Here is a 26,493-nt window from a genome sequence, read left to right as displayed (position 1 = left end):
GCGCGTTTCGTATATATTCCGCACTCGGGCATTGGGCTGTCATTTCCAACGAAATGCGGTGCTCAAGGAGAGAGGCGAATGTCTGGAATTCTCTTAATTCATGTTGTCATAAGCTTGATTGCCATCATCAGCGGCATTGTCGTGGCCCAGGGGTTTCTCACGGGCAACCGTCATAATCGATCGACGCTCGTCTATATGCTGACCACTGTTCTCACCAGCTTGACGGGCTTTCTGTTTCCGTTTCACGGTGTCACGCCGGCGATCATCGTCGGTACTATCTGTCTTCTCATCTTCATTCCAACGGCGCTGGCGCGCTACGTGTTTCATCTTGCCGGCATCTGGCGTCCCGTCTTCGTGATCGGGGCCCTGGTTCTGCTGTTCTTCAACTGTCTGGTCCTGATCGTCCAGTCGTTCCAGAAGATATCGGTGCTTAATGCGCTGGCGCCGAATGGCAACGAGCCGTCGATATTGGCTGCGCAGGTGGCGCTGCTGGTGGTGATTGTGTTCGTCGGCTTTTTCAGCCTTCGCCGCTTTCATCCGACGCTTATGAGCGCCTGAGCAGGCGACTTTCGCTGCTGCGACAAAATGCCGGACACTTTCGCTGCGTTCCGCGAGGAGCGTTGTCGATGATTTAACTCTTGTTTCAAGTTGTTCGGCGCATTCTCGGTTTATTGTATAGCATCTGAAAAACCGCCTGTGGTTGTAGGCGGGTTTCTTGACATCGGCGCTCTAATGGTTTACGAGTGACGAAAATTGAAAATCGTCACTCGTAAAACCATTAGGCCTGCTCATGCTCGATCTTTCCGACGTTAGCGCCGATCCTGCCCGCCAGGAAAACATCACGCGCATTCTCGACGCCGCCGAAAGGCTGTTTCGCCACTATGGCTACAGCAAGACGAACGTAGCCGATATTGCGCGCGATCTCGGCATGTCGACAGCGAATATCTATCGTTTCTTCGGTTCCAAGACGGAAATCCATCAGGCTATCTGTGGGCGTATGCTCGGCCAGAGCTACCAGATGGCTCTCGCCATCCGCAATCAGCCCATCAGTGCCACCGATCGGCTGCGGGCCTATCTCATGGCCCAATATAGGATGACGCTGGAGGCCATGCTCGACGAGCAGAAGGTTCACGAGATGGTCATTGTCGCCATAGAGCGCGACTGGCATGTCATCGAAAAACATATCGAACGTATCCAGGATCTGGTCGCCGAGATCATCGCTGAGGGGATTGCCGCTGGCGAGTTCGCCGAACAGGATCCGGGCATTGCAGCCAAGTGCTTCGGTGCGGCGACCGTCGATCTCTGTCATCCGCAAATGGTGGCGCAGTGCCTTGGCAAGACATACCAGGCCAAGCCCGAGGATATCATCGAGTTCGTCATCAGGGCTTTGAAGAAATAACAATGTGCATCCGGATGGCCGGCGTGCTCGTACTCTTTGTTCGACTTTAGGAGAGCGACATGGTTTCGCTGACGACCAACACTTTACGGACCATTGCCGGCGCGGCTCTCTTTGCCGCTTTCGGGCTTGGGCTTACGGGCTGCAATGAGAAGAAAGAGGAGACGGCGGAGGTGGTCCGGCCGGTCAAGGTCGTTGAAATCGCTCAAGCCGACACGACGCGCAAGCTTGATTATTCCGGCGTCGTGCGCGCCCGGACCGAGATGAACCTCGGCTTCCGCGTCAACGGCAAGATCGTCGAACGTAAGGTGGATATCGGCCAGAGGGTAAAGCCCGGCGACGTCCTCGCCCGCATGGACGCGACCGATTATGTCCTTTCGGTGCGCCGTTCGCAGGCCGATCTGGATTCGGCGGAAAAGCAGGTACAGACGACCGAGCTTGCCCGCACGCGTGCGCAGACGCTCTTCGACAAGAACGTCACCTCCAAATCGCAGCTCGAACAGGCCGAACTCTCCTATGAACAGGCCGTTTCGACGCGCGATTCCGCGGCATCGGCACTGACCGAGGCCAAGAACCAGGTCGCCTATGCCGGCTTGACCTCAGACATGAACGGCATCGTGACTGCTATCAATGCCGATGTCGGCCAGGTGGTCAGCTCCGGCACGCCCGTCATTACCGTTGCGGTCGATGGCGAGAAGGAGGTGCAGGTCGCCGTGCCGGAAATGGACATCGCCCAATTCAAGGTCGGCAAGGACGTCAAGGCACGCTTCTGGTCCGACTCGGCTCTCGTGCTCGATGGAAAGGTGCGGGAAGTATCCGGCAGCGCCGATCAGTCGCGCACGTTTGCGGTGCGCGTGAGCCTGCCGAACGATCCGCGCGTGTTGCTCGGCATGACCGCGACGATCGAAGCGCTGGCCGACAATACGGAACCCTACGTTTCCATTCCGCTTAGCGCTATTGCGCAGAAGGATGGGCAGCAGATCGTCTGGCTCGTCGACCGCAATGCCGGCACCGTCCATTCCCGCGCCGTCAAGATCGCCGATTTCGCCGATGACGGCGTGCGCGTCGCCGATGGCCTGAAAACCGGCGATGTCGTCATTGCCGCCGGCACGCAATTCATGACCGAGAACATGAAGGTCAAGCTTCCGAGCGCTGGCGCTCAGCAAGCCTCCGCAGACACCAAAGCCGCCTCGGCGGATATCGTACGCTGACCCGGATCGAGGGGACGAGATCATGTCCATCAATAGCACCTCCGGCGAGAGGAAGCGTTTCAACCTGTCGCGCTGGGCGATTGCCCATCCGAGCATTGCGCGGTTCCTGTTCGGGCTCATCATCATCGCCGGCGCGCTCGGCCTGACCCATATGGGCCAGAAGGAAGATCCGGATTTTACCTTCCGCGTCATGGTTGTGCAGACCGTGTGGCCCGGCGCCTCGCTGCAGGACATGGAAGACCAGGTGGTCAACAAGATCGAGCGAAAGCTGCAGGAAACGCCGCATCTCGATTGGGTCAAATCCTACACCCGCGCCGGCTTTGCCATCACCACCATCCAGATCAAGGGCGACACCAACACCGCTCAGGTGAAGGACGCCTTCTACCAGATCCGCAAGAAAGTGGGCGATATCGGCAACGAGCTGCCGTCCGGCCTGCTCGGTCCCTATTTCAACGATGAATTCGGCGATACTTTCATCACGCTGCATTCGATCAGCGGCGACGGCTACACCTATCCGGAGCTGAAGAAATTCGCCATCCAGGCCCGCGACATGCTGCTTTCGACGCCCGGTGTCGAGAAGGCCACCATCATCGGCGACCAGGCGGAGCAGATCTATATCGACGTCTCCTCCAAGGTTCTGGCCGAGCGTGGGTTGACGCTCAACGACCTGAAGAATGCCATCGTCGGCCAGAACAATGTCGATCCGGCCGGCACCGTCGATACCAGCACGCGCTCCGTGCGCATCTCGGTCGAAGGCGATGTCAACAAGATCGAGGATATCAAGAACCTGCGGCTCAACGCCGGCGGCCAGGTGACTCGTCTCGGCGATATCGCCACCGTCACCGCCGGGCTGCAGGACCCTTATACAGCCAAGTTCCTCTATAACGGCCATCCAAGCGTGCAGCTCGGCGTCGTCATGGCCAACGGCTATAAGGTGACCGATGTCGGTACGTCGGTAGAGGAAACCTACAAGCGCTTCGAGGCCTCGCTGCCGGTCGGCGTTCAGGTCGATCAGATCGCCAACCAGCCTGATGTCGTCACCGACGCGATCAGCGAATTCATGCATGCGCTCGGCGAAGCTCTCATTATCGTGCTGATCGTCTCGTTCCTGTCGATCGGCTGGCGTTCCGGCCTCGTGATCGCCATTGCCATTCCGCTGGTGCTGGCCGCGACCTTCGCCATCATGTATGAGTTCGGCATCGACCTGCAGCGCATTTCGCTCGGCGCGCTCATCATCGCGCTCGGCCTGCTTGTCGACGACGCCATGATCGTGGTCGAGCTCATGGAGCGCAAGCTGGAGGAGGGGCTGGTGAAGCTCGATGCCGCGAGCTTCGCCTATTCCTCGACCGCCTTCCCGATGCTGACGGGCACGCTGATCACCACAGCCGGCTTCATTCCGGTGGGCTTTGCGGCGTCGACAGCAGGCGAATATGTCCGCACGCTGTTCTATGTGGTCGGCATCGCGCTCGTGGTCTCCTGGTTCGTGGCCGTCTATTTCACGCCATGGCTCGGCTACATGATCCTCAAGCAGCGCCACCATGCCGGCGAGCATCATGACGTGTTCGACACGCGCTTCTATCGCCGCCTGCGGTCGTCGGTCACCTGGGCCGTGCGCCACCGCGTCATCGTACTGCTCCTGACGCTCGCCGCCTTCGTCGGTAGCCTGTGGTCCTTCCAGTTCATTCCGCAGAATTTCTTCCCGCAGTCGTCGCGTCCGGAAATTCTCGTTGACCTGTGGCTGCCCGAGGGCACCAGCATCAAGGAAGTCGAGCGCCAGGCCCAGGCTTTGGAAGCCCGCATGGCCGACGATCCGGACAAGCGCTTCATCGCCACCTATGTCGGGCAGGGCGCGCCGCGCTTCTTCCTGCCGCTCGATCAGCAGCTTACCAACCCGAACTATGCCCAGATGCTGGTCATGGCAAAGGATGAGCCGGCCCGCGAGCGTCTGATCACCAAGATGCGCGGCATCCTGGCGGCGGATTTCCCGTCGGTCCGCGGCAAGGTCGACCGCCTGTTCCTCGGTCCGCCGACAGGCTGGCCCGTGCAGCTGCGCGTCATGGGTCCCGACCGGCAAGAGGTTCGCCATATTGCCGACGAGGTGAAGCAGCGCTTTACCCAGAACCCGCTGCTCGGCGCCATCCATGACGACTGGCTCGAGCCGGTGCCGGCCATGAAGCTGGTGATCGATCAGGATCGTGCCCGCGCCCTCGGTGTTACCTCGCAGCGCATCCGCCAGATGCTGCAGGCCTCGATGTCCGGCTTCACGCTCGACAATTATCGCGAAGGCGAGGAAACCGTCGGGATCGTCGCCCGTGAGCCGGACGCGAGCCGTCATCTGCTGACCTCGGTCAATTCGGTCTACATTCCAACCGATAGCGGCGGGTTCGTGCCGCTGTCGCAGGTTGCCAAGATCGTGCCCGTGATGGAGCAGGGCATAGAATGGCGCCGTGACCGTCTGCCGACCATCAGCGTGCGGGCGACCTTGCCCGACAATGTGCAGTCGAACGATGTGACGGCCAAGCTCTATAACGACATGGCCGATCTCAGGAACAGCCTGCCGGCCGGCTACAAGATCGAGATCCAGGGCGGCGCCGAGGACAGCGCCGAAAGCCAGGCCTCGATCGCCGCCAAGGCGCCGATCATGCTCGTCATCATCGTCGTGCTCCTGATGGCGCAGCTGCAGCATTTCGGCAAGGCGATGCTGGTGCTCGCCACCGGCCCGCTCGGCATCATCGGTGCGGCCGGTGCCCTGCTGATCAGCGGCGCGCCCTTCGGCTTCGTCGCGATCCTCGGCGTCATCGCGTTGCTCGGCATCATCATCCGCAACTCGATCATCCTCGTCGACCAGATCGACCAGGATATCGCGGCGGGCATGGACCGGAAGGAAGCGATCATCGGCTCGGCCGTGCGTCGTTTCCGGCCGATCATGCTGACGGCGCTGACGGCCGTGCTGGCGCTGATCCCGATCTCGCGCGGCGTCTTCTGGGGGCCGCTCGCCTACGCCATGATGGGCGGCATTCTGGTCGCCACCGTGCTGACGATCTTCGTTCTACCCGCCGGCTACGCCCTGTTCTTCGGCCGCGAGCCGAAGCACAAGTCGGCAGAGCCGCAGGCCAAGGAGCAGATCGACGAAGAAGAGCAGAATACGATCCGGCTGCCACCGGCCGTGGCGGCGGAGTAGGATACCTGAAAAATAAATCCCGGCTTCAGGCCGGGATTTTCGTTCGGGTTGTTCAGATCGGCGGCAGGGTCGTCTGCCTACCATCGGCGATCTTGAGGATCGTCAGGCTTCCGCCCATCGAAACGGCCGTATCGATGCCGATGCGGCCTATGCCGAAAGTCGGATGGGAGCCAGGCGTATGGCCGTGGACCACCAGAAGCGGCAGTCGCGGCCCTTCCGACAGGAAGGGCTCACGGATCCACATTAAATCCTCGTCCGTCTGATCCCTGAAGGGAATGCCGGGCCTGATGCCGGCATGAACAAAGAGCGTCGAGCCGAACGTGACGGCCGCGGCGAGCGACCGCAGCAGATCGACATGCGCTGGCGGCATTGCCTTCAGCGTCATGTCGCGCAATTGCTGGATGCTATAGCCAAGGTCGAAGAGAACGTGTCTGGCATCGATACCATAGGAGGCGAGCGTCGGCAGCGCGCCGAATTCGAGCCAATGGACATTGGTGTCGGGATCATCGAGAAAATGCAGGAAGACATCGTCGTGATTGCCGCAAAGCGCGTAGCGGTCGAAGCCTTCCGGCGGCGGCGCGCTGAGATGCGCCAGCACGTCGCTGGAGCGCGGGCCGCGATCGACATAGTCGCCGAGAAACATCAAAAGCTTTCGGCCGGGAAGGGAGCGGGCATCGGCAACGATGCGCCTTTCAGCCTCCGCCATCTCGTCGTGGCAGCCATGAATATCGCTCAGTGCATAGATCGCGGTATAATCGCGTCCGGTGAGATCGATGCGGTCCCGTTGCTGCTGCATGAAATCGACCGTTTCCCGCCGGGTCGTGCCTGAATGGCCGCGGCAGTCCAATTGCTTGAAATGGTATCGAAACCCGACTTTGACGAGTCTTTATTGGACGGTATTCCACGCATCGTCCTGCCGCAAGTCTTACGGGCAGCGGCATTGGTCTGAACCGCTGAAATTGCAGGGAATTTCAGGACGCCTTCGGGGATCACGCCCATGACGCAATCCCCTGAATGGTCGCTCAGCCGCGATAGGCGGCCTCGAGCTCGGCAATATCGAGCTTCACCACTCCATCATGGCCTGCATGACGCGAGCGGCCTTGGCCGGATCCGGATCGGCGATATATTTGCCGAGCACGGTCGGCACGATCTGCCAGGAAATGCCGTAGCGATCCTTGAGCCAGCCGCATTGAACGGCCGCTCCCCCGTCAGTCAACCCGTTCCAGAGCCGGTCGACTTCAGCTTGGTCGGCGCAATCGACCTCCAGCGAGATCGCATGGGTGAACTCGACGCGGCTGCCGCCGTTTATCGCCATGAAGCGCTGGCCGGCAAGCGTAAAGCCGACGACCAGAACCTGATCGGACTTTCCGGCCGGCGTGTCGACGACATTCTTCTGAACATGATCAATTCTGGAATCCGGGAAGAGCGAAACGTAGAAATTCGCTGCTTCCTCGGCTTCGCGTGCAAACCACAGGCATGGGGCAATCTTGGACATTTGGTACTCCTCTCTCGGATAGCTCTCTTCGTAGCTGGGCGGCCAGAGGACGTTTGAAAAAGCGAGATGCCGACATCGAGCTTTGAAAAATGCCTTTCAACGCGATGCAGGCGGGTAGAATTGTCTTTTAGATATCGATTGTGAACTCGTGGAGGGCGCGCTACCCCCTTCTGTCCCTCTCGGGACATCTCCCCCACATGGGGGGAGATTGGTAACTCGCGGCACCTTCCTGCCTCAAGCAAGCATTAAATTTGCCTATTCCTGTGTTCTTGTTCTTTTAGCTGAAACGGGCGACATACTCCCAACGATCTCCCCCATGTGGGGGAGATGTCCCGAAAGGGACAGAGGGGGGTATCAGGGGTGCGATAAGCGAGAGAGGTATTTGGCCGATGCAACACCAAGCTCAATCGCTCGTCGCCAATCTCTCCGCGAATTCGATCGCCTCGATCAGGCTGCGTTCGTTGGCGATGCCCTTGCCGGCGATGTCGAAAGCCGTGCCGTGGTCGACGGAGGTGCGCACGATCGGCAGGCCGAGCGTGATGTTGACGCCGGAAAGATCCATCCACTTGCCCGTCGCCGGGTCAATCTCGAAACCGAGCAGCTTGACCGGGATATGCCCCTGATCGTGATACATGGCGATGACGGCGTCGTATTGGCCGGCGCGCAGCTTGACGAAAACGGTATCACCAGGAACGGGGCCGACGATATCAAGCCCATCGGACACGGCCCTGGCGATGGTTGGCGCGGAGATATCGATATCCTGCCGGCCGAAGAGACCGCCTTCGCCGGCATGCGGATTGAGCGCCGCCACCGCGATCTTCGGGCTGGCGATGCCAAGGTTTTTGAGAGCCTTGTGCGTGAGGTCGATGACGAGCCGCAGCCGTTCGGGCGTCAGGCGCTTCGGCACATCCTCCAGCGCGACATGGGTGGTGACGTGGCTGACGCGCATATTGCCGTGGGCCAGCATCATGACAGAGCCGCGGGCGCCGGTGAGTTCGGCCAAAAGCTCGGTATGGCCGGCATAATGGAAGCCTGCCTTGTTCAGCGCTTCCTTGTTGAGCGGTGCCGTGACGATGCCGCCGACCTTGCCTGATATTGCGAGCTGAACGCCCTTTTCGATCGCCTTGAAGGCCATGCGGCCGCCATCGGCGGAAAGCCGGCCCGGCAGGATCGGCTCTCCCTCGGCATCGGCCTGGATGAAGCAGAGGTTCGGCCAGTCGCCCTCCATCTCAGCTTCCGGAATCTCGATATCGAGGCCAAGCTGTTGCTCGGCGAGCCGCAGGGCAGGGCCGCTGCCGATGATCGTCAGTTTCAGCTTACCGTCATCAAGCCTATCTCTGAGTCGCGCTGCAGCCTTGACGATGATTTCCGGGCCGATGCCGGCGGGGTCACCCATGGTGATTGCCAGATGCCGCGTCATGGTTCTTCTCCTCCGGCAATCAGCCCGTTTTCACTCAAGAGGTCGCGCCACAGGGTCGGGCCGCCGAATGCGCCTGACTTGGAGATCACTGTGGTCCCCTGCCAGGGTCCGCCGACAATCGTCGAGCGGGGCAGGCCCGGCGCTGCCTGACCGGTGATGCTGAGGGCTGACACGTCGAGCGCCGAGCAGAGATTGCGCAGGGTCTCGCCGCCGGCGACGATCAATGTGCCTGGAGCCGACAGCGCCTTGGCCATGCCGCCGAAGCTCGCCGCAATGCGTCTTGCCGCATCATCGCGTTCAAGCCCTGTCGGCAGGTCGAGGCTGACCATGGCGACACCGCTTTGCCGGATTTGATGATCGACGGCATCGGCATCGGCGCCTTCCGCAAGCTTCAGCCAATTGGGACCGCAAGCCTGGAGTTGCGCGAGCGTGATCGGCTGATCGGAGCCGAACAGGCCGAGCACCGGCCTTTGCAGCCTGCGCGAGATGGGGACGGCTGGGGCAGGCCGCCTTTCGTTTGCGTCTTTTTCGGCGCGGGGCAGATAATGCGTTGCCCGGTCGATATTGCGTGCCAAAGCGCGGGCGAGACCGCCGGTGCCGCTCCAGAGAACCGGCCCTTCCAGCTGTGACGATCCCCATGCGATGATGGCATCCAGATCGTCGTCCGTATGGGCATCGAAAACATGGATGCCATCGGGAATGGGCTGGTTTTCTGCGCCATCGACGGAGGTCTGGTCAAGCGCCGTGTTGAAGGCCGGCAATCCCTCTGCCCTCAAATGCGCGACCAGATCGCCGCTGACATCGCGCCAGGCGTCCTTGCCGGCATAAAGCACCTGCCGTCCGCCCCTTGTATACCGGCCGTGATGTGGAAAAGCCGGCGCGAGAATGCAGTGCCGCCAGTAGCCGAGCCGGAAGCAGGCGGCCAATTCCGCCGCCCAGGGGCCGCGAAACAGGCTGTCCACCTTCTTGAAGGCGAGATCGGCACCCTCCAGCAGTGGCGCAATGCTGCGGACGATCGCTTCCGCTTCAGCAGCGGTCTTCTCGCGGGTGCCGCTGTCGATCGCAAGGCAATCCGGCAGGCTTGCGGCAAGCGCATCGCTGCGTTCCACTGCGATCGGCCCATAGACGCCGACGAATTCGACTGCGGTGTCGAGCGCGCCGGTCAAGTCGTCGGCAATGAGGCGGAGGGTGGGCATTGGCGGAGAAGCCTTCAGCGGCCTTGCGGGTATCGGATATGGGAATGGAGGTGAGGCCTTGCGGGCTCGTACGAAGCGCAATCTTCAGCCTTCCATGAGGGATGTCAACGGGTTGCTTTGTCACCGATTCATGTAGGGCTACCGGATATGGAGCGGGCCGGTGCCGCATGTACCTTCTCCCCCAGGGGAGAAGGGGTTGCGCGGCAACGATCTCACCTCATATGCGACTGCCCCACCGTTTCATCGATCGCGGCTGCGACCTCAGCCCGCGTTTACTCGGCTGTGCATATGCGGCTATGCTTGTATCTGAACGACACGGCGGTTGTTTCGGCCGCTTCAAGGAGGGCAGGGTGAGCTACGATTTCCATGTGGGGCAGAAGGTCGTCTGCATCGATGACAAATTCAAGCATGTCAGCATCGATCAATTGATCCGCAAGGGCACGATCTACACCATCCGCTGGGTCGGCGAATACACGCATTATGTCGACGGTACCTTCATCGGCGTGAAGCTGGAGGAGATCCATCGCGGCAACGACGACGGCCCGGAAGGCTATGGCGCCGCCGACATGCCCTATCGCGCCAGCCGCTTCCGTCCGCTGGTGAAGGACAAGATCGCCTCGCTCAGAAAGCTGCTCGCGCCGATGCCGGATGCGCCTGTCGAGCCCAAGGTCAAGACCAGGAAAAAGGAAAAGGTCTGACGCTGGAGGGCATGGCGAGCTAGGCTTGCCGCGCCCGCGCAAGCCCGTGCTCGATCAGGCGGCTGATGAGCTCCGGATAGGGGATGCCCGAAGCGCCCATGGCCTTGGGATACATGCTGATATTGGTGAAGCCCGGCATGGTGTTGATCTCGTTGATGACAACGCTGCCATCCGGCCGCAGAAAGAAATCGACGCGCGCCAACCCCTCGCATCCGAGCGCGCGAAAACCGTCCGCCGCCATGCGCTTCATTACTTCTGCCGTCTCGGCCGGAATATGCGCCGGCACGGTGACGACGGCGCCATGCTGATCGAGATATTTCGCCTCGTAGGAATAGAAACCGTGGGTCGCAGCCGTGGTGATCTCGCCCGGCACGGAGACGAAGAGCGTACCGTCAGGCTGTTCCAGCACCGCATATTCGATTTCGCGGGCGCGCACGAATTCTTCCACCAGCACCTTGCGGTCATGCCGGAAGGCCTCGGCAAGCGCTCTCTCGAACCCTGCGGCATCCTGCACCTTGCTGACCCCGACCGACGATCCCTGGCGGGTAGGCTTGACGAAGACCGGCGAGCCGAGCGCGCCCGCGATCTCAGCGAAATCAGGCTTTTCGCCGCGCGTCAGCGTGACAGAGCGGGCCACTGGCAGGCCGGCTTCGCGCAGCAGGCGCTTTGCCATATCCTTGTCGATCGCATTGGCCGAGCCCAGAATGCCGCAGCCGACGAGCGGCAGGCCGACGATCTGGGCAAGGCCCTGAATGGAGCCATCCTCGCCGTTCAGCCCATGCAGCACCGGGAACAGCACGTCGACCGCAGGCAGCGCGCGTGCGCCAGACCCTTCCAGCGCCATCAGCCGCCCGTTGCCGCCCGGAACCAGGCAGACTTCCGTGCCCTCATAGGCAATCGGCTCCGGCAGCACGCCGCCCTTTTCCTCCACCAGCAGCCAGCGCCCGGCGCGATCGATCAGGATCGGCACGATCTCGTATCGCACCCCATCGATCGCCTTGACGACATTGCGGGCCGACATGACGGAAACCTCATGCTCCGTGGACTGACCGCCAAACAGAACGGCGACGCGTAGTTTCGACATTGAGGCGTTTCTCCCGGGGCAGGATGGATGTGATGGGAGAAGGTTTTAAACGGGGGATTGCAGCGGAATTGGGGTGGGGGTTTAAGGTGTGCTGTCACAAGAACATGTTGGCGTTCCATCCTCCTACGGTTCCCCTTGCCCCGGGTCTGCACGGAGTGGACGAGGAGTTGAGTTGAAGCCTTTAGCCTACTGGGTTGAAAATCAGCGACATCAATATTAGCAACATCGACGGGATAACTGCAGCCATGAATTCTAGCGCCTGGACTTTCGGCGCCTGTGATGCTGCGAGTGGCCATTTTGCGACTACTGGCCTTTTTCCCATGTGCCATGCGTAATGTAATGGGCTAGCCGCTCTCTTGCCCGATCTATCTGCAAATCAGTACGTCGCATCGACTCTATTAGTCGGAAATATCGCTGCGCGGCAGACAAGGCGGATTTCTGCTGACCGTGCTTGATCAGGGCGGACACATGCCTATCGGCAAGCGTTACGATTGGATAGAAATCTGCCTCAATACCTTGTGCAGCATGAAGACCTTCTAATGTCTCCACCGCATCGCCGATTAAAGCAACGGTGGTTGCGTCAAAAGTATCGCGCGTGATTGCCACTCTCAGTTGGAGGTCGGCTAAAGCATGAACCGCAAAAATATTCTCAGGGTAGGCTGCTATTGACTTCTCCAAGGCACGCAAAGCCGGTTCAAGTTCTCCGAACATCGCAAGATATTGCCCGTACTGCAGCCAGAAATGACCATCAAGCTGAAAATCGATCTCAAAACTCTGGAATACCCGCAAGGCTTCTTCAACCTCGTTTCGCCGACGAGCTAATTCGCCGATGAAATTGTGATTGAGTATGAATTTGAAAAGCAGGCCATCCAATCGATCTACGTTTTTTACAATGGGTAGGGCATATTTTGTATAAGTTCGAAGGGTCTCGACAGCGGCGTCGATAATGGCTGGAAAGTCCGCGACGTTCTCCAGAATATGTCGAACGTATAACTCGTGACGTGCGACCAGACGCCCTGTTGAGTTCGTACTCACAATACCTTCCAACTGACGCATAGCGCCGTCGAACGACAATTCCGTTCGAAGCCTATTGTATGATTCCCGCGCTACGCCAGCGGAGATTCCAGTCCGTGAGATAGTTGCGAGTCCGACAATTAGAAATAGTGCTTTGGTGTCGTTGTCCGGCAGGTGCTCATACTCGTCCGTGATCACCTTCGTGAATTTCTCGGAAGATGTCGCCTCTTTCAACGCTATTAGCAGTTGCTCTTGTGAGGTTGCCAGCTTCTGCGTTCTCTCGTTAGGGCTCATTTTTAGGAAACTAGGCGACGGAACGTATTCAAGTAACCTTTCGATGAGGGGCGGATGGTCTTTCTTTACAAATCGCTGGAATTCGAACGGTGTCGTAAAATCTCCAACGCGCCGCTCAATATGGTGACGCCATTCGTGTGATCGCGCACTTGTGATGAGGGTTATTCTACCTCGCGGAAGGGCTAAAGCATCCTCGCTAAGCGCGTCACCATAAATGAAAGCATCACCGATGTAGACTATGGCGTGATCGTCTTTGTGAAGCCGAGAGATTAGTTCAAGGGATGCACGTAGGGATCTCACCTCGCCTTTTAGTTCGTAGACACCCCTTCCGTCATGCTCTTGAACATATCGAAGTAGTGCCTGGAGAAGTGCGGTCGTTTTGCCACTGCCGGATTGGCCATATACAAGAAATATTCGATCTCCAGCGTCAATGGAGGACGAAAGTGCGGCGTACAACTCACCGGTTGCGGTAAGCCAAACTGGTATGTCGCTTGCGGCGATTTGCCAGCTTGGAGGTTCTCCTTCGAGGAAAGCTCGGGCCGCACGTTGCCGCTTCAACCCTTGAAGTTCTTCCGCTTTGCTTTTCGCATCTTGCCAAGTCTGAACCCGAATGAAATTGGCGGTGCTAATTTCTGCCCGTGTAGGCGTGATTCTCGATGCGAGGGTTTCGGTGAATGTGTTTCTTTTCTTGCTAATTTGCAGCGGGCTCAAGCCGCCACTAATGGCTCCGCGAAGCCAGTCGGTAAAATCAGCAAGTGTCCCCTGCACAACAACAATATTTCGAGCCTGATACGCAGCTTTTTGGAGAGCGGTGAACTCATCCGGCGTGATCAGAAAAGCCGTGCCCAGAGATGAATCCGTATTTGGACGTGCGCGATCGAGTTCCGCTGAAAGAATGGGCTCCTTTAGAGTGCTGCCAATGAATATCGGCACATACGCTGCATAATCGGAAGCTGCTTGTCGATACCAATCATGCTTATCGCTGTTAAGCCGTCGGTTGTATTCGGAAGGTCCAAATATAAAACCGTGTTCCGGTTTGGAAGCCTCGCCGTGTAGGTGGATTACGTGAAGATACTCGATTCCTTCATCGACAGCTACTCTGTCAATAAGTCCATTGTAATAACGCCGACTCTGCGCAGAAGACTGAATGTTCTCAATCGCGTCATCAATGTTCCACGTATATAAGCGGCGCCAACTATACTGAAAAAGCTCACGAAATTCGGCGGCGGGAACTATCCGAGTGAATTCTTTTCGAAATAACTGATGAAGCTGTAGCTCGCTTACCCTGGGGCGAACGGCTTGAATTACGTCCGGTAAATCTTCGTCGGCGTAAGGTAGCCCCGCCATTCCTGCAAGTTCACCCGCAAGAGCTTTTCCCAGCTTAACCTTCTGTCCCTGCGCATTCAGCGAGGTGGCAGATGCCCCTGCTCCAAGCAATAAGACCGCGTTACCGTCGTTTATAGCCTTCAGGAGAAGGTTACCATCGTGCTCATTAATCTCGAACATGCGCCCCCCCAATACGGTTTGATATTAGTGGTAGCCGCAATCTCGCCTTTTGCCTATGGAGTTGTTGATTTTACTACCCGCGTCCACAGGTGGTGAAATTCGAAAAATCGCGAACAGTGGGAATGGGCCAACCTTCTTCTTTGGCGAAGCTACAATCGTCGACCATTTGAATGTCTCTCGGTGTTACATTCGGTCGAAACCCTGTTTGGAGAAGTATCGGTGCGAAGTATTTGAGGCGTTTATTACGCGATTGTTTTCATCGCAAAAATATCAGGTGGGATCATGAAGATTGATCACGCAGCATTCCCCGAGGGCCGGTCCGCGCGGCGATGGCTGCATCTGACGTAGCCTGTGTTCTTCGAACCACTCATCAACCTCCGCAGAGGCTTTCCGAAGCTTTTTCAGCGCCTCCTGGTAGTCGCGGGATTTCAGCGAGAACGTTTCGTCCGTTTTGGGATAAGAATCTTTGATATCGCGCGGGATCGAACACCTAAACCAATGGACATTTCCGCGTTTGATGAGGCCGGGGGCAGCGGCATGTCGTTTATTGCTCCGCTGTAGCAGCACGCAGGAGCAAGCGAGGCGGTAACCCGTTGATTTTCTGGTAAGTCCTTGCGAAACAACAAGGAAAACTGGTGCTGCTAGAGAGATTTGAACTCTCGGCCTCTCCCTTACCAAGGGAGTGCTCTACCCCTGAGCTATAGCAGCATTCCGTGGCGCCACTGAAGTGCGCCGTATTGGGCGAGGCGGCTATTGCCATAGGTCGGGGCGGAGTGCAAGCCGCAAATTGCAAGTTCTTTGAAAGATCGTTGGAAAAAATGTGTCGGTCTTTTGACGCCTAAGGTTTTCCGCTATGAGGAAGACATGGGTGCGGACAAGACGAAAATCGATGACAAGCTGGCTTTGCGGGGCGGTTCGGCGTCCAGTGGGGTCGGCGATGCGGCGGGCGAGCCCGTGGGCGGCAGGCAGGTCACGGAGGCGGATCGGCGGCGGGAGCGGGCGGCGCAGAAGCTGCGCGAGAATCTGTCTCGCCGCAAGCAGCAGGTGCGGGCGCGCCGCGCCGGTCAGGCCGACGAGACGGATGGGCTGCCGGCCGCAAAGCCTGTGGATAGTGCGGATGCCGCCGCAAAAAGGGACGAATCGCAATGATTGATGTCGCCCATCATCAAACGAATTGATGCGTTAATCTATTTCGTCTAAAGAGCGCCTTTTACCAGGTGCACGAAACCTGGCGCCTGAACTTGGCGCCCGGAACTATCAGGAAAGGCGGGCCTCGCCCGTATTGCATATATGGATCGTATCAGGATTGTCGGCGGCAACGAGCTCAACGGTATCATTCCGATCTCCGGCGCCAAGAATGCCGCCCTGCCTCTGATGATCGCCTCGCTTCTGACCAGCGATACCCTGACGCTCGAAAACGTGCCGCATCTGGCCGATGTCGAGCTGCTCATGCGCATCCTCGGCAATCACGGCGTCGATGTCGCCGTCAACGGCCGGCGCGAGCGCCAGGAAGACGGCTATTCCCGCACGATCCATTTCACCTGCCGCACCATCGTCGATACGACCGCGCCTTATGAGCTGGTCGCCAAGATGCGCGCGAGCTTCTGGGTCATCGGGCCGCTGCTCGCCCGCGAGGGCCAGGCGCGCGTGTCGCTGCCGGGCGGCTGCGCCATTGGCACGCGTCCGGTCGATCTCTTCATCGAGGGTCTTGAGGCGCTCGGCGCCACCATGGATATCGACGCCGGCTATATCAATGCCACGGCGCCGAAGGGCGGCCTCATCGGCGCCCGCTATGTCTTTCCGAAGGTTTCCGTCGGCGCGACGCATGTGATGATGATGGCGGCCACGCTTGCCCGCGGCACGACCGTCATCGGCAATGCCGCTCGCGAGCCCGAGATCGTCGATCTTGCCAACTGCCTGATCGCCATGGGCGCCAAGATTTCCGGCGCTGGCACCAGCACCATCACCATCGAGGGCGTCACCTCGCTCTCCGGCGCCCGCCATCGCGTGCTGCCCGACCGTATCGAGACCGGCACCTATGCCATGGCCGTTGCCATGGCCGGCGGCGACGTCACGCTTGAGAATACCGATATGGCGCTGCTCGACACGGCGCTCGAAAGCCTGCGCCGCGCCGGCGCTACGATTTCGCCGACCAATAACGGCATCCGCGTCATGCGCAACGGCGGCGGCATCAAGCCGGTCGATGTCGTCACCGACCCGTTCCCCGGCTTCCCGACCGACCTGCAGGCGCAGTTCATGGCGCTGATGACCCGCTCCGGCGGCATTTCGCACATCACCGAGACCATCTTCGAAAACCGCTTCATGCATGTGCAGGAACTGGCCCGCCTCGGCGCTAAGATTTCGCTTTCCGGCCAGACCGCCCGTATCGAGGGCGTAGAGAAGCTGAAGGGCGCGCCGGTGATGGCGACCGATCTTCGTGCTTCCGTCTCGCTCGTCATCGCCGGCCTTGCCGCCGAAGGCGAGACGGTGGTGTCGCGCATCTATCACCTCGATCGCGGCTTCGAGCGGCTGGAAGACAAGCTGACGCGCTGCGGCGCCGTGGTCGAGCGCATCAGCGACTAAGCCCTATCGCGACCCTGCGGAATAGTTTCCCGCTTTCGTGCCTGTCGCTGTCGCAAAACCGCGACACGGATTTGCGCGGCATGCCCTAATTCCATCCGATGGCGCCAAGAGAGCGGGCAAGCCCGTTTTCTTCGGTTGCGTCTTTTGCGCTCGCATCTTATGTCCACAGAAGGGAAACGCTGGAAACGGCGTTTCGCTAGAGCAATTCCAGGAAAAGTGCGTAGCGGTTTTCCGTCCGGAATTGCGAGAAAGCAAAGGAACAAAGCGGTTCAGAGATTCAGTGAAAAGCTGAACCGCTTTAGGGCGTTTTTCTGGTGGCGTAATCGGGGATAAAGGACGAATGAGCGATCTCAAGCTAATGGCACTCGACACCGAGGACCTGGATGTCATCTCTGCCTATATGCAGGATAGCGTCTTCAAGGTCGGCGATATGTCCTATGCGCCGAAGCAAGAGCAGTTTTCGCTCGCGGCCAACCGTTTCGGCTGGGAGCAATCGGATCAGCGCAGCAAGCCTTACGAACGCCATCGTTCCGCGCTGGTGTTCAAGCGCGTGCAGGCCGTGCGCTCGAACGGCATCGACCGGCGCAACCGCGACGAGGTGCTGTCGCTGCTCGCCATCCGCTTCGATCAGCGGGGCGAGGGGCCCGACGGCACGATCGAGCTTGCCCTTGCCGGCAAGGCCACGATTGCGCTCGATGTCGAATGCATCGAGGCTCAGCTCGCGGATATCGGCGGCGCGTGGGAAACGGCGCATAAGCCCCGGCATCCGGATGCGGGCAACTAAAGCATGTCGCGCAAAAGTGTGCAGCGGTTTTGCGACAACGACATGCGCACAATCAAAGACCTAAAGTGCCAGAAGCGAATCTGAGAGATCGCGACGCGCTTTAGGCTTGTAACGGTTGGATACGGCCGCTTAGGCGGCCTCGATGGAAGGGAATTTCAGCATTGGCTATCTGGCTGGATCAGGCGTCGGAAGGGTTCGAGCAGCAGTTCGCCGCGTTCCTGACGACCAAGCGGGAAGTGTCCGAGGATGTGAATGCCGTGGTGCGCGGCATCATCGATGATGTGCGCGCGCGCGGCGATGCGGCCCTTGCTCACTATTCCAGGAAATTCGAGGGCATCGATTTCGCCACGACGCCGATGCGCGTCAGCGAAGCGGAGGTCGATGCGGCTGTTGCCGCCGTTCCGGCCGAGGTTCTCGGCGCGCTGAAGGTCGCCGCCACCCGCATTGAATCGCATCACCGCCGGCAGCTGCCGAAGGACGATATCTATGAGGACGATCTCGGCGTCGGCTTGGGGTCGCGCTGGACGGCGATCGAGGCCGTCGGCCTCTATGTACCCGGCGGCACGGCGAGCTATCCGAGCTCGGTGCTGATGAATGCCGTGCCGGCCAAGGTTGCCGGCGTCGACCGCGTCGTCATTGCCGTGCCGACCAAGGACGGCGCCGTCAATCCGGCCGTGCTTGCCGCGGCCCGCATGGCCGGCGTCGAGGAGATCTACCGCATCGGTGGCGCACAGGCGATCGCGGCCCTTGCCTATGGCACGGAGACGATCAAGCCGGTCTATAAGATCACCGGTCCCGGCAACGCCTATGTGGCGGCCGCCAAGCGGCAGGTGTTCGGCACCGTCGGCATCGATATGATCGCCGGCCCTTCGGAAGTGCTCGTCATCGCCGACAAGAACAACGATCCGGATTGGATCGCCGCCGATCTTCTGGCGCAGGCCGAGCATGACGAAAGCGCGCAATCGATCCTGATTACCGACGATGCCGAATTCGGCAAAGCGGTGGAAGCGGCGGTCGAGCGGCAGTTGAAGCGGCTCAGCCGCTCGCAGACGGCGGCGGCGAGCTGGCGCGATTTCGGCGCGGTCATCCTGGTCTCCGATCTGAAGCAGGCCGTTCCGCTTGCCAATAGAATCGCGGCCGAGCATCTGGAACTCGCGGTCGACGATCCCGAGCCGCTGGTTTCAGGCGTGCGCAATGCCGGCGCGATCTTCGTCGGCCGTCACACGCCGGAAGTGATCGGCGATTACGTTGGTGGTTCGAACCATGTGCTGCCGACGGCCCGCTCCGCGCGCTTCTCTTCCGGACTTTCCGTGCTGGATTTCGTCAAGCGCACCTCGATCCTCAGGCTTGGGTCGGAGCAGCTTCGCGCACTCGGGCCGGCGGCGATCGCGCTTGCCAATTCCGAGGGGCTGGATGCACATGCGCGATCGGTGGCGATCCGCCTCAATCTCGAGGGGTAAGGCATGGCCAAGGGCGTCTTCCGGCTGAGCGATGTGGTCCTGGACGACACGATCGGCCGTTCGACGCCCGATGTCGAGCATGAGCGCGCCGTCGCCATTTTCGACCTGATCGAGGAAAACAGCTTCGAGCCGATCGGGCATCAGGGCGGGCCGTATTTGCTCAACCTGTCGCTGGTCGACCAGAAGCTGGTCTTCGACATCCGCATGGAAGATGGCAGCGTCGTCGCCACCCATATTCTGTCGCTGACGCCGTTTCGCCGGATCGTGAAGGACTACTTCATGATCTGCGAGAGCTATTACGAGGCGATCCGCTCCGCCACCCCCAGCCGTATCGAGGCGATCGACATGGGCCGGCGCGGCATCCATAACGAAGGCTCGCAGACGCTGATGGACCGGTTGAACGGCAAGATCAGCGTGGATTTCGACACGGCGCGGCGGCTGTTCACGCTCGTGTGCGTGCTCTACTGGCGCGGGTGACTGAGATGGAGGAGCCGCAGGCGATCGAGCACAATGGTAGGTCGTCCGGGGGCAAATCCCCTGGCGCCATCCTCTTCATGTGCGGCCTGAATACCATTCGTTCGCCCATGGCCGAAGCGATCGCTCGGCAGATGCTGCCGCAAGGCACCTATGTAGCCTCGGCGGGGGTGCGTGCCGGCGAGCGCAACCCCTTCGTCGATGTCGTGCTTTCCGAGATGGGGCTTTCGCTCGGCCGGCGGCAGCCGCAGACCATGGAGGAGCTGGAAGATGATTTCTTCGACGTCATCATAACGCTCTCTCCCGAGGCGCATCACGCCGCGCTGGAATTGACGCGGTCCAACGCGATCGACGTCATCTATTGGCCGACGATGGACCCTTCCGCAACGGACGGAACGCGCGATCAGGTTCTGGATGCCTATCGCGGGGTGCGGGACTATCTTCTCGGTCTCATCGAGAGCAGGCTTGTGGAACATCGCGGCTCGCTTTAGAGCTGCAAATGAAACAAATGCAGAAACCCTTATCAACGTGGTTCACAAAACCGCGGCGATTGTGTAGTTTCCGCCCAAATTTCCGGCGACCCAGCCTTTTTAACCGGGGCGCCGGCCTCAACCGACAGGAAAAGAAGCTTTAATGCCGAAAGAAGAAGTCCTCGAATTTCCCGGTGTCGTCACCGAACTCCTGCCGAACGCGACTTTTCGCGTGAAGCTGGAAAACGAGCACGAGATCATTGCCCACACCGCGGGCCGCATGCGCAAGAACCGCATCCGCGTTCTGGCCGGCGACAAGGTGCTGGTGGAAATGACCCCTTACGACCTGACCAAGGGCCGCATCACCTACCGTTTCAAGTAGTCCGCCGCTCGCTGGAGCCGGATGCCGCCGACATTTTCGGCATCATGCTCCGGAGCCGGCTCTCATTCCCGCATGACAGGTCGAGATCTGATGGCGTTGAAACACAAGCTGATACTAGCCTCCGGATCGCCGCGTCGCGTCGAGCTCCTGCATCAGTCAGGCATCGAGCCCGCGCGCCTCATGCCCATGGACATCGACGAAACGCCGAAGAAGTCGGAGCATCCGCGCTCGCTGGCGCGGCGGCTTTCGACCGAGAAGGGCGAGGCGGCGTATGCCGCGATCAAGAGCGACGCCGCCTGGCAGGGCAGCTATATTCTCTCAGCCGATACGGTCGTCGCCGTCGGACGGCGTATGCTGCCGAAGGCGGAATTCGTCGATGAAGCGTCCGCGGCGCTGCATCTGCTCTCCGGGCGCGGCCATGTCGTCTATACCGGCATCTGCCTGATCACGCCGGACCGCAAGCTGCGCCAGAAGGTGATCGAGACCAAGGTGCGCTTCAAGCGGCTTTCCGGCCGCGATATCGAAATGTATCTTGCCTCCGGGCAGTGGCGCGGCAAGGCTGGAGCCTACGGCATACAGGGGCTTGCCGGCTCCTTCGTGCAGAAGCTCGTCGGCTCCTACACCAATGTCGTCGGATTGCCGCTTTATGAGACCATGCTGCTGCTCGCAGGCGAGGGATTCGATGTCCACGCCGGATGGCAGGAAGGATAGAGCTGATGACGAAGGCTGAAGAGATCAAGGTCGGTTCGAAGGTCGAGCCGCTGCGCAAGACGCGCCCCTGTCCGGAATGCGGTCGCCCATCGGCGCGCGAACACTATCCCTTCTGCTCGGATCGCTGCCGTTCCGTCGATCTTTCGCGGTGGCTCAATGGCTCCTACGCGATTCCTGTGACCGAGGACGACAAGAAGGCGGACGGCTCCGATCAGGACTGAGTGCCGCTTTCCAACGTCGCTCGACCTTACGAACTCCTTCATTTTGTTCGCGAATTGCCAAAGTTCGATTTCCTGTCAAAAAAGAGTCATTTGCGGCTGGACATGGCCGAACAAGATGCTATAACCCCGCTCGCTTCCGGGGCGAACCAACCGCCCGGTGCCTTCCAAGGCTCCTTCTTAGACGCGAAGCACGGATGCCCAGATAGCTCAGTTGGTAGAGCAGCGGATTGAAAATCCGCGTGTCGCTGGTTCGATTCCGGCTCTGGGCACCACTATAAACCTCAATAAGAACAGCAGTTTAGATGTGTGGCGTGCTGTGAGTTTTCGGTATTTCGTGTTGCGTGTTGTTGCGAGCTGTTCCCGTTCATTTCCGAGGGATTCCCGGCACGCTCGGCGAATCCATGCAACATGCAGCGCGACATGAAAAAATTCTGAATCTAGATCAAAGGCTTGGCACGTGGGCCGCGTTTTTGTGGCCACCTCTTATTGCTTTCTTAGGACTCATGCGCCATATCTCTGCCTAACAACACCCGCCACGCCTCGGACGAAACCTTGGTTTCGGAACTGCGCACCCCGGCGGGTTTTCCTTTTCTAGGACTTCGAATCCGCCTATGAAATGGCATGAAGTTCGAAAAACCGTCCGTCTCGATCGCTGATCAAATTGCTCTGCTTGAAGCGAGAGGAATGGCCGTTCCAGATCATGCACATGCGGCTCATTGTCTCCAGCATATAAGCTACTACCGTCTGCGCGCTTACTGGCTGCCGTTCGAAGATATCGCACCGACAAGCGGCGGGCACAAATTCAAAGATGGCATCACCTTCGACAATGTGTTGGACCTGTATATTTTCGACAGGCGCCTTCGGCTGCTCGTGATGGATGCTATCGAACGAGTAGAGGTTTCGCTGCGAGGAAGTTGGGCCCACCACCTTGCAATGAAATACGGCCCCCACGGCTACCTTGAGCCAGCTCTTTACAACCGCCCCGACCGATACGCCCAAGCGTTCGCAAAGTTGATTGAAGATCTGGATAGGTCGAAAGACACCTTCATCGTTCATTACAAGAGCAAATACGATGATCCGGAACATCCGCCGATATGGATGACCGCAGAGATCATCTCATTGGGGCAGCTCTCAATGTGGTACAGCAATTTGAAAAATCGCCCTGATCGCCAGGCGGTCGCAAAAACCTACGGGCTCGACGAAACAATTTTCGTTTCGCTGGCCCACCATCTGACCTACGTTCGAAATATCTGCGCGCATCACGGGCGTCTTTGGAACAAGCAAGTCACCGTAAAAATGATCGTGCCAAAATCCCCGGCCAGCTTAAAACTTGCCATGAACCAAGCTAGTCAAGGTCGCATCTATAATACGCTTGCTGTTCTCGGCTACATGATGAGTATCGTTGCGCCCGGAAACCATTGGCGTCAGCAACTTGTCGAATTGGTAAATTCGTGTCCCTTGGCCGATCCCGCAGCCATGGGTTTTCCGGTAGATTGGAAAAATCTTCCAGCGTGGAAATAAAGCGATCGAAGGTTCACCAGACCGGCGGAAAACATAATTATTCGAGCGCATGCGATGCGACATGCATTATCAAAATTCGTCAGATGGCCACTCAGCCCGCATCTGCCCTTCGAGCAGTTTGATAGCTTTTACGATGCGCGTGTAATTCGGGGGCTTGCTCCGCCAATTGCAGTGACGGAAATAGTTCTTGGTGCGGCACTCTTTATCAAGATCTACCAATGATAGGTTGGCAGCCGCGCATTTCTCAAGAAGAGCATCAATCGGCTGATCGCCGGTGAGTTTGAATTTCTTCCGCGGGCGCCTGAAACCATGGTATTTTGCGACGCCTTTTAGGCGCTCTTTGTCCGAGAAGGGAAACGCTTCTAAGATTTCTTGCCATGTAGCGGTGGAATACAAACGCCGTAGTTTCGAAATTTCCGCCGCAGTGTAAAGGTGCTTTTCTCCTGCAACGCCCATGGCTGATGCCATATGCTGGATGGACCGTCTTTTCCTTGAAGGGATGAGTTTGCAAATCGCGTCATAATCTGGCGAAAGCCGCCGTACGATTTCTTTTTCCTCTTCAGTCCAGAGTTTGTATCCGTTCATGGTCACACCTTCTCTTCGCATCCGACGTCTGTTTCGTTCCGCCGTAGCGGCATTTCGCGCGTAATAGGCAAGCGACATAGCGCATCTCCTGGCGGCATTGGGCCTCAGGCCAAGGAAACGGGCGAATCACAAATTAGGTTTTCCAAGGTTTCCACAAATCGGATTCGCGGATTAGGCGAAATATCGCCATCGACATTCGCGCACCTTTTGATAGCTTCTGCATTCGACAATTACCAAGCGGGAGCGACTGGTGTCCGAGCAGCAAAAGAATGTCGAAAATTTGCGCGCTGTTAGAGAAGCGCTCGTAAAGCGGCGACGGGAAAAGGCATCTATTGCCGCTACGAGCGACAGTCTGGGTACAATAAAGGTGGTGATTGAGCTTCAACAACAGATCGAGATTATTGATCGCGCTATTAGCGATGAGCTCAAAGAATTTGACCCAGAGGTTTGGAAGAAGGTATTCGGATGAGCGAACAAGAAGAAAGAGCGCAGGCTCGCTTCGACGATGATTCGCCATTTGTAGAACTCTGGAGCGATCCGAAAAGGCGCGAGCGCTATCAATTTCATGCCCGTGAATGGTATGAGTTTTTGAAGCAATATCGCGATCACGCTCGGCAAGGCCATGTTGAATATGGCAAGTGGCTCATTGCTTCCTTGCTAGCAGTTCATGGCGGTTCACTATACGCGTTAAATGCACTTCGAACTGCGGTCCAGCCGCATCAAGTCGTGGGCCTAATAACAAGCGCGAGTTGGCATCTTGCGGGAATTTTTCTTACATTGGTCGCCGGCTTCTTTGCGTGGCTAAACTTTCAATTTGCCGAAATGCTCTATTCGGCAAGAGTCAAGCCGATTGTGGTCTTCAAGACGGACGAATGGCATCAAGACCAATCGACAAGGGATCCAGTGAACGCGACGATGTGGATGGCGGCCGCTTCTGGTTTGCTGTCCGGTCTATGTTTTCTGTTCAGCTCAGTTAACATCATCGGGGTCCTTCGTCAGGGATAAGTCAACTCGTGGCGTCCGATTTTAAGCCGCTTTCGCCATCCGCATATACCGGTGCACCGTGCCGTAGCTCAGTCCAGATTGCTGCTCGATCCACGGCAGCCATTCGCCACGGGGCAGGCGTCCTTTGATCTCGATAAGCTTCCGGCCAGTCTCGATCGCCTGCTCACGGTTGGCATTGCTGCGAGCTCGGCCGACTTCCGGAACCTTGTTCTTGATGGTGGAAGCCGTGTCCTGGACTGACATGCGCTGCTGGGCATAGGTACACAAACGCCAGTAAATAGCACCGGCTAGGGCATGGCGCTGGTGGACGACGCCGCGAAGCTGGTTGATCGTGGCAATGATCGGTCCTAGCGGAATTTCGTCCCACCACTGCAGCCATTCCGAGGTTCTGTTCTCCACCCAATCTGGACAGGCCCGTATTAGGTCAGAGACGGCCCACAGGCTCGTTTGCTCGATGAGCGCGTTATTTCCCCGCGTCTCGCCCAAAGTCGTCATGACGAGCCGGAAATGGCCTTCTCCGTATTTCGCGAGGATCTGGCACATGGTCGCCAAGGCGCGGGTTTGCCCGGGCATGGGATAGACGTTGCCAGGGATGATCTCGATATCGTACTCTGCGCAGATCTCGCGCACGATCGCTTCGGCTTTGGCGTTGTGCTTCATGCCTACCAAAGCCTTAATATTCGATGATGATGAGGCCGTTGGCACCTGTGCCCCCGATACTTCCGCTGCCTGCCGTTCCCGCGCCGCCGGCTCCAGCTCCTCCAGGATATGCGCCTGGAGATCCACCCGTGCCCGCATTCGGGCCGGAAGATGGTGCTGCGAAAGTACCACCGCCAATACCGGATAGCGTGCCACCTGTGACGCCGTAGCCAGTACCACCCGCTTGCCCACTGAGGTTTAGGACATTCCCACCGCTACCAGTGCCACCAGATGAACCCACCGGTTGAATACCGCTGTTGCCGCCACCGCCGCCAGTTCCGCCTGTCGCGGAAATCAGGGCACCGAAGGATGATGAGCCGCCATTGCCGCCAGATGTTGGTGTAGTCGCGCCACCTGCCCCACCTGTACCAACCGTGACTGTGACAGGAGTACCGGGAGTAACCGCATAATTAATGCCCTCGGCATAACCGCCGCCTCCGCCGCCAGCGCCGGCGGCTCCGGCATTGGCATTTGCACCACCGCCTCCGCCGCCGGCACCCCATACGCGGGCGCGTTTAATTTTTGTCACGCCGGTGGGCGGGGTCCATGTGGTGTTTGAGGCAAATGTTACCGTAGTAGTGGAAGGTAGGTTAGAACTGATCAAACCGTTGATTTGAAATTGAGTACCATCGCAATTCAATTCTACGATAGCACCGGCTTGAAGGTCTCCAGGCTGCGTTGGAGAAAGATCCGCGCGGGTGATGGCTATAAGGCCGATACCATCGACGTTGACTGTAGCTGTACTGGTGTTTGTGGTAGCAATCTTGACCGAAAGACTAAGGCCAGCCGTATAGGATGTGATCGCCGGGATCGTAGTGACCGTCAGTGCATTCGCTGAGCCTCCGGCGACATAATAGGTGAATTTCTGTGTCAGAAGATCGAGCGCGGTCGGAACGTTCAGCCAACCAGCCCCAGCACTATCTGGATTGCTCGTATTATTGTCGGCAGTGCAAAGCCAGATGATCCCAAGTGCCGTACCAGAGAGAAGAGCATTCTTGGGATAGCCACCAATGGCTGTTGAAAAGGCAGAATCATAGGCGACGAGGCCACCTGCGTTCTGCCATTGCGTCCACTTCGTGATTTGTAAGCGCCAAGGCGGGGCC

Annotated in this window: 25 protein-coding genes, 2 tRNA genes and 2 pseudogenes; 18 read left to right on the top strand and 11 right to left on the bottom strand. The window is 58.7% G+C overall.

The genetic code is table 11. From position 1 onward, the window contains the following. Positions 1-78: 78 nt before the first annotated feature. From FP026_RS27995 to FP026_RS27980, 4 genes are all read left to right on the top strand, one after another. A complete protein-coding gene (locus FP026_RS27995) occupies positions 79-558 on the top strand; it encodes a hypothetical protein (RefSeq protein ID WP_149637828.1) in 480 nt (159 codons plus the stop codon). Between the two features lie 232 nt (positions 559-790). Next, on the top strand, positions 791-1,399 hold the full coding sequence (locus FP026_RS27990; RefSeq protein ID WP_149637827.1) for a TetR family transcriptional regulator: 609 nt from the start codon (positions 791-793) through the stop codon (positions 1,397-1,399). Between the two features lie 59 nt (positions 1,400-1,458). Beyond that, positions 1,459-2,607: an efflux RND transporter periplasmic adaptor subunit gene (locus FP026_RS27985; RefSeq protein ID WP_149637826.1), complete on the top strand. Its 1,149-nt coding sequence runs from the start codon at positions 1,459-1,461 to the stop codon at positions 2,605-2,607. 22 nt (positions 2,608-2,629) lie between these two features. Next, on the top strand, positions 2,630-5,788 hold the full coding sequence (locus FP026_RS27980; RefSeq protein ID WP_149637825.1) for an efflux RND transporter permease subunit: 3,159 nt from the start codon (positions 2,630-2,632) through the stop codon (positions 5,786-5,788). 52 nt (positions 5,789-5,840) lie between these two features. On the opposite strand, the gene FP026_RS27975 is transcribed toward FP026_RS27980, so the two are convergent. The 4 genes and pseudogenes from FP026_RS27975 to FP026_RS27960 form a co-directional block, all read right to left on the bottom strand. Next, positions 5,841-6,584 (bottom strand): metallophosphoesterase, encoded by a 744-nt coding sequence (locus tag FP026_RS27975; protein WP_149637824.1) that lies wholly within the window; start codon positions 6,582-6,584, stop codon positions 5,841-5,843. Between the two features lie 226 nt (positions 6,585-6,810). Further along, a pseudogene (locus FP026_RS27970) lies at positions 6,811-7,283 on the bottom strand (VOC family protein). Positions 7,284-7,686: 403 nt separating this feature from the next. After that, positions 7,687-8,703, bottom strand: a complete 1,017-nt coding sequence (gene pdxA, locus FP026_RS27965; RefSeq protein WP_149637823.1) for a 4-hydroxythreonine-4-phosphate dehydrogenase PdxA — start codon at positions 8,701-8,703, stop codon at positions 7,687-7,689. Then, positions 8,700-9,899 (bottom strand): four-carbon acid sugar kinase family protein, encoded by a 1,200-nt coding sequence (locus FP026_RS27960; RefSeq protein ID WP_149637822.1) that lies wholly within the window; start codon positions 9,897-9,899, stop codon positions 8,700-8,702. Before FP026_RS27960 ends, pdxA begins: the two co-directional genes overlap by 4 nt. A gap of 350 nt (positions 9,900-10,249) precedes the next feature. Between FP026_RS27960 and FP026_RS27955 the strand changes: the two genes are divergently transcribed. Further along, positions 10,250-10,597 carry a CAP-Gly domain protein gene (locus tag FP026_RS27955; protein WP_149637821.1) on the top strand — a complete coding sequence of 116 codons (348 nt, stop codon included), beginning with the start codon at positions 10,250-10,252 and terminating at the stop codon, positions 10,595-10,597. 19 nt (positions 10,598-10,616) lie between these two features. Here the strand turns inward: FP026_RS27955 and FP026_RS27950 are convergent, their stop codons facing one another. From FP026_RS27950 to FP026_RS27940, 4 genes are all read right to left on the bottom strand, one after another. Then, entirely contained in the window at positions 10,617-11,681 is a 1,065-nt protein-coding gene (locus FP026_RS27950; protein ID WP_149637820.1) for a D-alanine--D-alanine ligase family protein, read from the bottom strand. A gap of 303 nt (positions 11,682-11,984) precedes the next feature. Continuing rightward, complete coding sequence (locus tag FP026_RS27945) at positions 11,985-14,495, bottom strand: SIR2 family protein (protein ID WP_149637819.1); 2,511 nt, start codon at positions 14,493-14,495, stop codon at positions 11,985-11,987. Positions 14,496-14,765: 270 nt separating this feature from the next. Then, a complete protein-coding gene (locus FP026_RS30885) occupies positions 14,766-15,062 on the bottom strand; it encodes a DUF6538 domain-containing protein (RefSeq protein ID WP_348642340.1) in 297 nt (98 codons plus the stop codon). A 66-nt stretch (positions 15,063-15,128) separates the two neighbouring features. After that, positions 15,129-15,203, bottom strand: a tRNA-Thr gene (locus tag FP026_RS27940). 156 nt (positions 15,204-15,359) lie between these two features. Here FP026_RS27940 and FP026_RS27935 point away from each other — a divergent pair. From FP026_RS27935 to FP026_RS27885, 11 genes are all read left to right on the top strand, one after another. Next, positions 15,360-15,644 carry a hypothetical protein gene (locus FP026_RS27935; protein WP_246665479.1) on the top strand — a complete coding sequence of 95 codons (285 nt, stop codon included), beginning with the start codon at positions 15,360-15,362 and terminating at the stop codon, positions 15,642-15,644. Between the two features lie 141 nt (positions 15,645-15,785). Continuing rightward, entirely contained in the window at positions 15,786-17,078 is a 1,293-nt protein-coding gene (murA, locus tag FP026_RS27930; protein WP_149637818.1) for a UDP-N-acetylglucosamine 1-carboxyvinyltransferase, read from the top strand. Between the two features lie 340 nt (positions 17,079-17,418). Beyond that, complete coding sequence (locus tag FP026_RS27925; RefSeq protein ID WP_149637817.1) at positions 17,419-17,862, top strand: DUF2948 family protein; 444 nt, start codon at positions 17,419-17,421, stop codon at positions 17,860-17,862. Between the two features lie 161 nt (positions 17,863-18,023). Then, positions 18,024-19,322, top strand: a complete 1,299-nt coding sequence (gene hisD, locus FP026_RS27920) for a histidinol dehydrogenase (RefSeq protein ID WP_149637816.1) — start codon at positions 18,024-18,026, stop codon at positions 19,320-19,322. A gap of 3 nt (positions 19,323-19,325) precedes the next feature. Beyond that, positions 19,326-19,799, top strand: coding sequence for a UPF0262 family protein (locus tag FP026_RS27915; protein WP_149637815.1), 474 nt, complete (start codon positions 19,326-19,328; stop codon positions 19,797-19,799). 5 nt (positions 19,800-19,804) lie between these two features. Next, a complete protein-coding gene (locus FP026_RS27910; protein WP_149637814.1) occupies positions 19,805-20,287 on the top strand; it encodes a low molecular weight phosphatase family protein in 483 nt (160 codons plus the stop codon). A gap of 142 nt (positions 20,288-20,429) precedes the next feature. Next, a complete protein-coding gene (gene infA, locus FP026_RS27905; RefSeq protein ID WP_004117876.1) occupies positions 20,430-20,648 on the top strand; it encodes a translation initiation factor IF-1 in 219 nt (72 codons plus the stop codon). Between the two features lie 90 nt (positions 20,649-20,738). After that, positions 20,739-21,359 (top strand): Maf-like protein, encoded by a 621-nt coding sequence (locus FP026_RS27900; RefSeq protein WP_149637813.1) that lies wholly within the window; start codon positions 20,739-20,741, stop codon positions 21,357-21,359. A 5-nt stretch (positions 21,360-21,364) separates the two neighbouring features. Then, positions 21,365-21,580: a DNA gyrase inhibitor YacG gene (gene yacG, locus FP026_RS27895; protein WP_149637812.1), complete on the top strand. Its 216-nt coding sequence runs from the start codon at positions 21,365-21,367 to the stop codon at positions 21,578-21,580. 196 nt (positions 21,581-21,776) lie between these two features. Beyond that, positions 21,777-21,852: transfer RNA gene (locus FP026_RS27890), tRNA-Phe, on the top strand. A gap of 349 nt (positions 21,853-22,201) precedes the next feature. Next, positions 22,202-23,101, top strand: a complete 900-nt coding sequence (locus tag FP026_RS27885) for an Abi family protein (protein WP_149637811.1) — start codon at positions 22,202-22,204, stop codon at positions 23,099-23,101. A 69-nt stretch (positions 23,102-23,170) separates the two neighbouring features. Here the strand turns inward: FP026_RS27885 and FP026_RS27880 are convergent, their stop codons facing one another. Next, positions 23,171-23,764 carry a hypothetical protein gene (locus FP026_RS27880; RefSeq protein ID WP_149637810.1) on the bottom strand — a complete coding sequence of 198 codons (594 nt, stop codon included), beginning with the start codon at positions 23,762-23,764 and terminating at the stop codon, positions 23,171-23,173. Positions 23,765-23,936: 172 nt separating this feature from the next. Here FP026_RS27880 and FP026_RS27875 point away from each other — a divergent pair, with 172 nt between their 5' ends. Beyond that, positions 23,937-24,155 carry a hypothetical protein gene (locus FP026_RS27875; RefSeq protein ID WP_149637809.1) on the top strand — a complete coding sequence of 73 codons (219 nt, stop codon included), beginning with the start codon at positions 23,937-23,939 and terminating at the stop codon, positions 24,153-24,155. After that, complete coding sequence (locus tag FP026_RS27870; protein ID WP_149637808.1) at positions 24,152-24,691, top strand: hypothetical protein; 540 nt, start codon at positions 24,152-24,154, stop codon at positions 24,689-24,691. Before FP026_RS27875 ends, FP026_RS27870 begins: the two co-directional genes overlap by 4 nt. 21 nt (positions 24,692-24,712) lie before the next feature. Here FP026_RS27870 and FP026_RS27865 read toward each other — a convergent pair whose 3' ends face one another. After that, positions 24,713-25,351: a DUF3102 domain-containing protein gene (locus tag FP026_RS27865; RefSeq protein WP_149637807.1), complete on the bottom strand. Its 639-nt coding sequence runs from the start codon at positions 25,349-25,351 to the stop codon at positions 24,713-24,715. 13 nt (positions 25,352-25,364) lie between these two features. Continuing rightward, positions 25,365-26,493 (bottom strand): annotated as a pseudogene (locus FP026_RS30400) (glycine-rich domain-containing protein); the annotation flags it as partial.

It is taken from the genome of Martinezella tropici, assembly GCF_008370325.1.
Classification (GTDB): domain Bacteria; phylum Pseudomonadota; class Alphaproteobacteria; order Rhizobiales; family Rhizobiaceae; genus Rhizobium; species Rhizobium tropici_B.
This window is presented reverse-complemented; position numbering and strand designations above follow the sequence as displayed.